Annotated in this window: 14 protein-coding genes; all 14 read right to left on the reverse strand. The window is 54.8% G+C overall.

All coding sequences use genetic code 11. From position 1 onward, the window contains the following. Positions 1-494, reverse strand: a 494-nt coding sequence (locus DXB70_RS14460) for a relaxase/mobilization nuclease domain-containing protein (protein ID WP_243099976.1), incomplete at its 3' end; no start/stop codon positions are given. 79 nt (positions 495-573) lie between these two features. Further along, positions 574-864 carry a CD1845 family protein gene (locus DXB70_RS13665; RefSeq protein ID WP_023042378.1) on the reverse strand — a complete coding sequence of 97 codons (291 nt, stop codon included), beginning with the start codon at positions 862-864 and terminating at the stop codon, positions 574-576. Positions 865-1,025: 161 nt separating this feature from the next. Next, a complete protein-coding gene (vapD, locus tag DXB70_RS13670) occupies positions 1,026-1,394 on the reverse strand; it encodes a VapD family protein (RefSeq protein WP_016306491.1) in 369 nt (122 codons plus the stop codon). Positions 1,395-1,397: 3 nt separating this feature from the next. Further along, positions 1,398-1,736: a hypothetical protein gene (locus tag DXB70_RS13675; protein WP_016306492.1), complete on the reverse strand. Its 339-nt coding sequence runs from the start codon at positions 1,734-1,736 to the stop codon at positions 1,398-1,400. A 160-nt stretch (positions 1,737-1,896) separates the two neighbouring features. Continuing rightward, positions 1,897-2,238, reverse strand: a complete 342-nt coding sequence (locus DXB70_RS13680; protein ID WP_118673475.1) for a plasmid mobilization relaxosome protein MobC — start codon at positions 2,236-2,238, stop codon at positions 1,897-1,899. Further along, positions 2,238-2,420 (reverse strand): DUF4316 domain-containing protein, encoded by a 183-nt coding sequence (locus tag DXB70_RS13685; protein WP_003500078.1) that lies wholly within the window; start codon positions 2,418-2,420, stop codon positions 2,238-2,240. Before DXB70_RS13685 ends, DXB70_RS13680 begins: the two co-directional genes overlap by 1 nt. A gap of 12 nt (positions 2,421-2,432) precedes the next feature. After that, positions 2,433-2,681 carry a hypothetical protein gene (locus tag DXB70_RS14465; RefSeq protein WP_243099977.1) on the reverse strand — a complete coding sequence of 83 codons (249 nt, stop codon included), beginning with the start codon at positions 2,679-2,681 and terminating at the stop codon, positions 2,433-2,435. A 13-nt stretch (positions 2,682-2,694) separates the two neighbouring features. Next, positions 2,695-2,823, reverse strand: a complete 129-nt coding sequence (locus DXB70_RS14580; protein ID WP_279221368.1) for a hypothetical protein — start codon at positions 2,821-2,823, stop codon at positions 2,695-2,697. Between the two features lie 7 nt (positions 2,824-2,830). Next, positions 2,831-3,025 carry a hypothetical protein gene (locus tag DXB70_RS14470; RefSeq protein WP_243099975.1) on the reverse strand — a complete coding sequence of 65 codons (195 nt, stop codon included), beginning with the start codon at positions 3,023-3,025 and terminating at the stop codon, positions 2,831-2,833. Positions 3,026-3,157: 132 nt separating this feature from the next. Beyond that, positions 3,158-3,559 (reverse strand): cysteine-rich VLP protein, encoded by a 402-nt coding sequence (locus tag DXB70_RS13695; RefSeq protein WP_050005650.1) that lies wholly within the window; start codon positions 3,557-3,559, stop codon positions 3,158-3,160. Then, positions 3,560-3,757, reverse strand: coding sequence for a hypothetical protein (locus DXB70_RS14645; RefSeq protein WP_005927616.1), 198 nt, complete (start codon positions 3,755-3,757; stop codon positions 3,560-3,562). Next, positions 3,754-4,401, reverse strand: coding sequence for a DUF4366 domain-containing protein (locus tag DXB70_RS13705; RefSeq protein ID WP_118673476.1), 648 nt, complete (start codon positions 4,399-4,401; stop codon positions 3,754-3,756). Before DXB70_RS13705 ends, DXB70_RS14645 begins: the two co-directional genes overlap by 4 nt. Continuing rightward, entirely contained in the window at positions 4,388-4,654 is a 267-nt protein-coding gene (locus DXB70_RS13710; RefSeq protein WP_118673477.1) for a DUF4315 family protein, read from the reverse strand. The genes DXB70_RS13705 and DXB70_RS13710 overlap by 14 nt, the downstream gene beginning before the upstream one ends. Before the next feature lie 22 nt (positions 4,655-4,676). After that, positions 4,677-5,894 (reverse strand): C40 family peptidase (locus DXB70_RS13715; RefSeq protein WP_147354055.1); only part of this gene is annotated, 1,218 nt, incomplete at its 5' end.

Consider the following 5,894-nt stretch of genomic DNA (forward strand, 5'->3'; position numbering starts at 1 on the left):
ATGGACAGCCCGTTTTCAAGGCACAGCCTGTCAGAGAGCCGCCGAAGGGCGAAGCTGGAGCCCCAAAAATTTCGGAATTTCCGGGTGCAGTCAAGGGTGGTGGAGTTGTAATAAATGTGACAATGGATGTGCTGCTTATCGGTGTGCGTGGTAACGATAAAAGCGTGCCGCCCCTTTGTCCAGCGCATAGCCAGCTCATAGCCGATACGGTTCGCCTCCTTCGGGGTGATCTCGCCCGGATAGAAGGATTGTCGTATCTGATAGCACAGCACATCATTTTCTTTTTTCTGTTCCCGGCCCGTCATAGCGGCATAGCTGGCTTTTGCCAAAAGGAACTCGTCCGCCACGGTGGCCGGATCACATTCATAAGCGGAGATATACTTTCCGCTTTCTGTTTTCTCCGGGTCCTTGCCATAATCCAGACAATCCCGGATAGCCTCAGCAATCGTTTCGCCTTCGCCCGCATGGCGCTGCAACAAAGTTGTGGTAGCCAGAAATCATCCCTCCTTTCCATGAGAAAAGGGCGGCCCATCCAGACCGCCCCGACTTCGGGCCAACATGGCCCGAGGCTGTTTAACTTGCCAGAAACCGGTACAGAGCGGATTTGCCTCCGTCCAGCGCCCAAAGAAGGGAGCCCGCCGCCGCTTGCAGTCCATACGGCGAAAGAAGGAAAGCGAGAAACAGAAATACAATCCCGCCTATGGGCGTCGGCGTGAAAAAGAGAGCGACACCCAGCACCACCAGAATCACAGAGGCAATCGTCAGCAGGACGGCACAAATATCAAACAGGAATACCAGCAGAGCCGCCAGAAGGGACAACGCTAAAGCAAAGGGAGCAACCAATATTTTCAGCAGTATCTTCATCTTCAAAACCTCCTTTATCTATCCTTCCTACCTCTATTTTATCATGCCTGCCCGGGGACATAAATGTTGCGAAAGATTAGTGAATCCTGTCCCAAACCTTCGGGCCATGATGGCCCGAAAACAGAAAAAGCAGGACACATTCATGTCCTGCCAAATTTCTGCTATTCTGTTTCCTGCTGCGGGCAATCGGGAACTGTCAGCAGCGAAGTGTCGATAACAATATCCTCTGCTGGTTTCAAGAGCTCTGTCAAATCGTGCTGCCGTCCCACGTTGGTCACATCAATTTTATTCACGCATATTCCAATCCACGGAAACTGTCTGCTTAATTCATCCATCAAGTCGTATATATCAGCAGTTGCCAGCTTATCATCCGATATGTAGCCGGAGCCTTGACGGTGAGAAAAACGATGCCGTTTGAAGAACCGGCGCAAGTCGTCATACGCCTGCCGGTAATTGGCTCCGGGGTAATGCTCTTTTAATTGATGGGTGTCCAGATCAAAATTTAAGGCTTTGAAATATTTTCTCTCCAAAACTCAAGCCCTCATTGCTGTTTTTTCCTGATAGTGGGTCAACAGATCTTCTTCATTGAAATCATCTGGACTGTCAGAATCGTCACTGTCACAAAGACGCCACACAGAAACATTATCCATGAACCATGTCTGCCGCTTCAAGGTATTGACGATCCGGCCGAACAGACTAAAATCCCTCGCTCTGCCGCAGTCACGGAATACCAAAGCGCCGGAACCATCCTCCATACGGGGAAGGCCCACGGTTTGGAATGTATGATTGATTGTGTTGTAAATGCCATCCAGCCGGTACTTATTTTCGGCTGTGATTTTATCATCATTCATGCGAATAACCATTTTCAGCATGGTATCAGCCTCCCTTCTTGAATTATTATATCATTATAGAGCTGGTTCTACAATCTTGAAAATCTGAATTTTTTATGACGGGCTTCGGGTCATGCTGGCCCGAAGTGGTAAAAAAAGAGCAGGGCGGCAAGCCCCGCAACGGAAGCCTGCCGCCCTCGTCTTACTTTGCCACCAGCTCGGAGAGCTCCCGCAACACCTTTGACACCTCGCCCCACAGCTTTTCATAGTCCCGCTTCAATCCGTCGATTTCCTCCGGGTACACGCCATAGGTGCGTGCGTGTACGGCGACCTGATTGAGATTGTTGGAAACGCGCCGTTGCAGAGAGATCAATTCTTTTACGGGCGCAAGGTCGATGTGCAGGATATACCCATTCAGAGCCATTTTCCGTACATAAGCCCCGGCGTTGGAAATGCCCGCCTCGGCCATCCGCTCATGGATGGCTGCCAGCTCGTCCGGCGTTACCATGACGTGCAGATGGACATTCCGCTTGCGGTTCTCCATCAGCGTTCCAGCTCCCGGCCTTTCCGGCGCTCTTTGGGTTCCTTTACCTTATCAAGCGGTTTTGCGTCCAGCTCCGGGGGCGTGGGTGGGATGGGCGTGTTGTTGGGTACGCCGTCGATCATGTTGCAGTTCTGCTCCGTGGAGAGCTCGGCGGTTTTCAGATAGTTGTCTTTTTCGTGCATGGCGATCCTCCTTTATCGTTCCTCATGGTTTTTATGGCTCCGCTTCTGGCCGGGCTCCTTCGGGGGTTCCTGCCCTCTGGTTCCTTCTTTGAGTCGGGCGGTAATGGATGAGCGCACCCGGTCAGGATTGCCCGGTGCTGGTTTCAGTTCATAATCCTCCATCTGCTTTTCGGTCAGCGGCTTTGCGTAGGTCAGTTCGCCCCATGCCATCAGCCTGCCGTCTGCCACAGGACGCCGCCTGTCATCGTCGTAGTTGACAATGGAAAGAGGCTGGTTATCCGGCGGCTTCGGGGTAAGTTCCTATGTCCACGGGGCGCTGGGTGGAATAATAGCGGTAAACGCCTTCCGGTCCCAGCTCGGTATGCTTGACCGCCGCATGGTAAAGCTGCTGATAATCGTCCACCCGGCGGTCAAAATCCCGCTGCGCCCATGCCTGGCTGTTTCCATAGCGGCCCCAGTAGTAATCCCGATGGCCGTTTTCCCCCTCGGGTAAACTGCCAGGTCACAAAGGGGCTCGGCGCTCCCGGATTATGCCCCAGCGCAAAGCCGTGTCTGGTTTCAAAGGCAGCAGCTTTCAAAATCACATATCCTTGTACTGTCTCCAAGAGATCCCTCCTTTCTGTGCCTCGGGCCAACATGACCCGAAGTGCTGGATGTTACGAAATGAGAGGGCAGACCGGGGAGGAATGTAATAAGATATTCCCACCCCGGAAACACCCTCAAAAAAGCCCGGAATGTCAAGCCTTTGGAGGCGGCAAATCGTAACAGCCGCCCGGCCTTTTCTCCCGCATTTTCCTCATGCGTTCCCGGCTTTTCCGGCGGTTCCCTTCGGCCTTGCAGGCGTCGGAACAGTAGGCTTGACGCCCCTCGGGCAAAAACGCCTTTCCGCAGACCGCACAGGCCCGCAGCTCCGGGGAGATGCCTTCCGTTGTCAGCGACGCTTGAAGCTCCGGGTTAAGAGGCAGGACAGCCTCACGGAAATAACGGCAGTACGCCCCTGTCCAGCACTTGTGCAGCATATAGCAGGCACAGTCCAGAGGAAGGCACAGGCCGCTTTCCCTGTCATAGTTGGCGCACATCCCCGTGACCAGAGTGCGGATTTTCTTCTTCTCGTCACGGGTCAGCTCCCGGGCGTCCATTTATGACTTCGGGCCACGATGGCCCGAAGGGCGGGGCTCCACGATCAGCGCCCGGAACTTCTTCCGGCACTGTTTTTTCTTTCCTTTGCACTCCTTGTAGTAACGGCATCCCTTACAAGGGTCGTCATTGTCCCAGCCGGGGTGCGGTACTTCCTTCATCATTCGTTCAAAAGGGCTGCTTGTAAAATTCATTCTCATTCCTCCGTATCTTCCTCCCACGGCGGGGTATCTTCGTCCTCGGGTTCCTCTTCGATCTCCTCCAGCTCCCCGTCCTCATATTCGCAGTAATCATCCTCCAAATCCGGGGCCTCATGCTTCGGCTTGTAAATCTTGAAATAGTAACCAATCCCACCGCCGGCCAGCACCACCGCACCGATCAGGAGCAGAGAGAGAAGGGGGCTGTCCTTTTTCTCCGGCTCGGGTTCCGGTACTTCCTCCACCGGTTCAGTGGGCTTTGGCTCTGGCTCCGGGGTCACTTCTTTGGGCGGTTCCTTGCCCTGTTCGGCAAGAGGAAGAAGGTCGTCTACGGTAACGGTATTGAGGAAATAGACGTTCTCGCTGGTTTTCTGTTTGTCGATCACCAGATAAAACACGCTCTCGTCTGCGGTGGTGATGGTGTAGAACTCTTTACCGTCCTCGTCGGTGGCGTTGTCCACCACGGTTCCCGTCCCGTCCGGGGTAAAGGGGTTCTGGGTTTCCGGCTCTGCTTCGGTTTCCACCGGGGAGGGAGCTGTCTCCGGCTGCGGCTCGCTGCTCTGGGCATAAGCCGGGACTGTAAAGATCAGGCAACACAAAAGGCTGGCAGCCATCGCCGCCAGCCTGCGGTATTTAGTTTTCTTCATGGGCTGTGTCCTCCTTTTCGGGTGCCTCCGGCTTCGGGTCAGTATGGCCCGAAGCGGTAAGGCTGTTTTTGGGGTCATTCAAAAAAGCCATAAGCTGGGCGGGGGTCAGTTTGAGCGAGCTCACCGCCTGCACGATCTGGCTGTTTTCTTCCTCCTGTTTCTGCTTTTCCAGCTCCCGGATTTTGGCCTGCCACTCGGCAGCCTTCTCCCGGGCTTTTTCCAGTTCCTTATCGAGCTTGTCGATCTTGTTCATGCAAGGACTCCTTTCCTCTGGCTCAAAAACGCCCGAAGGCATAGAAATGTGTCTGCCAGTAGCTTGAATTGATGTTTGCGTATTGGATGGGCGAACCACAATGGAGCATCATCCCGTCGCCCACATAAATCCCCACATGGGACACAGGGCCGGGGCTGTCATAGGTTCCCGTGAAAAAGATAATGTCGCCGGGCTTTGCCTCGGAGGGGGAAATGATAGCGCACTGGTTATAAATGCCCTGCGCCGTGGTACGGGGCAGGTTGTGGACGCCGCTGGCCGTGTACACCCAGCAGACAAAGCCCGAACAGTCAAAGGAGGTGGACGGGCTGGAGCCGCCCCACACATAGGGCCAGCCGATGTACTTTGTGGCTTCTTCCATGAGCGCCGCAAAAGCCGGGTCATCCAGCGCCTCGCCGGGTATCTCATAGCTGGGGCCGGTATCTTCGCCGCCGTTGTAAATCCCTTCCCACAGATAGGGTTTGTTGCCTTTGAGCTGCTGCATAACGGTGTAGATTTCCCGCTGCTGTTCGTTAAGCCTCGGCAGGATCACGGCAGGCAGCGTCTTGTTTGTGAGGGTCACATTTAAGATGTAATACTCATAGGGGACTTCCTCGGTGGTGGTTTCCCCGGTCTCCGGGTCGGTGCTGGTTTCGGTGCGGTAGCGTATCTCGACTTCCTCCGTCAAGGTCAGCTCATACTGTGCCTCGAAGATCTCCCGCAGTTCGTCCTGCACCTGTTCCCGGAAATACACATGGTACTTTGCCGAGAGATAGGACGCCAGCTCATAGGGGTTATGGCCGATCTCGTCCACGGAATAGCGGTACTCGTCATAGCCGGGATGGGTGCTTTCGATGTTCGCTACCGTCTGCGCCAGCTCGTTTTCCAGCGCCGTGTAGTCCTCGTCTACGCCCAGCAGGTCCGTATCCTCCGAGGCGTAGGAGGTGCCGGATAACGCATTGGCAAGGCCGCTGCCAAGCGTGGGAAAGATAGAGCTTACCGCCGACACAAGAAAACAGAGCAGCAACAGCAGGAGCAGGACCAGCACCGCCACAGGATGACGGGTCACAAATTGCGCCGCCCGACGGGTCGCAGTTCCCGAAGCGGCAGCGGTTTTCTTTGCGGTCTTTGCGCCCTGTTTTGCAGCCGCCTTTGCTTCTTTGGAATACCGGCGTTTCAGTTTCCATTTCTGCTGCACACGGGAAAGCGGATTGCTGGCAAGCTCCGGGTGCTCGGAGGCCAT

The organism is Clostridium sp. OM05-5BH (genome assembly GCF_003481505.1).
GTDB lineage: Bacteria > Bacillota > Clostridia > Lachnospirales > Lachnospiraceae > Otoolea > Otoolea fessa.

Excerpts from the sequence above, each read along its gene's own strand:
- DXB70_RS13665 (WP_023042378.1), bottom strand. The coding sequence starts at position 864 with ATGAAGATACTGCTGAAAATATTGGTTGCTCCCTTTGCTTTAGCGTTG.
- DXB70_RS13675 (WP_016306492.1), bottom strand. The coding sequence starts at position 1,736 with ATGCTGAAAATGGTTATTCGCATGAATGATGATAAAATCACAGCCGAA.
- DXB70_RS13680 (WP_118673475.1), bottom strand. The coding sequence starts at position 2,238 with ATGGAGAACCGCAAGCGGAATGTCCATCTGCACGTCATGGTAACGCCG.
- DXB70_RS13685 (WP_003500078.1), bottom strand. The coding sequence starts at position 2,420 with ATGCACGAAAAAGACAACTATCTGAAAACCGCCGAGCTCTCCACGGAG.
- DXB70_RS13695 (WP_050005650.1), bottom strand. The coding sequence starts at position 3,559 with ATGGACGCCCGGGAGCTGACCCGTGACGAGAAGAAGAAAATCCGCACT.
- DXB70_RS14645 (WP_005927616.1), bottom strand. The coding sequence starts at position 3,757 with ATGAGAATGAATTTTACAAGCAGCCCTTTTGAACGAATGATGAAGGAA.
- DXB70_RS13705 (WP_118673476.1), bottom strand. The coding sequence starts at position 4,401 with ATGAAGAAAACTAAATACCGCAGGCTGGCGGCGATGGCTGCCAGCCTT.
- DXB70_RS13710 (WP_118673477.1), bottom strand. The coding sequence starts at position 4,654 with ATGAACAAGATCGACAAGCTCGATAAGGAACTGGAAAAAGCCCGGGAG.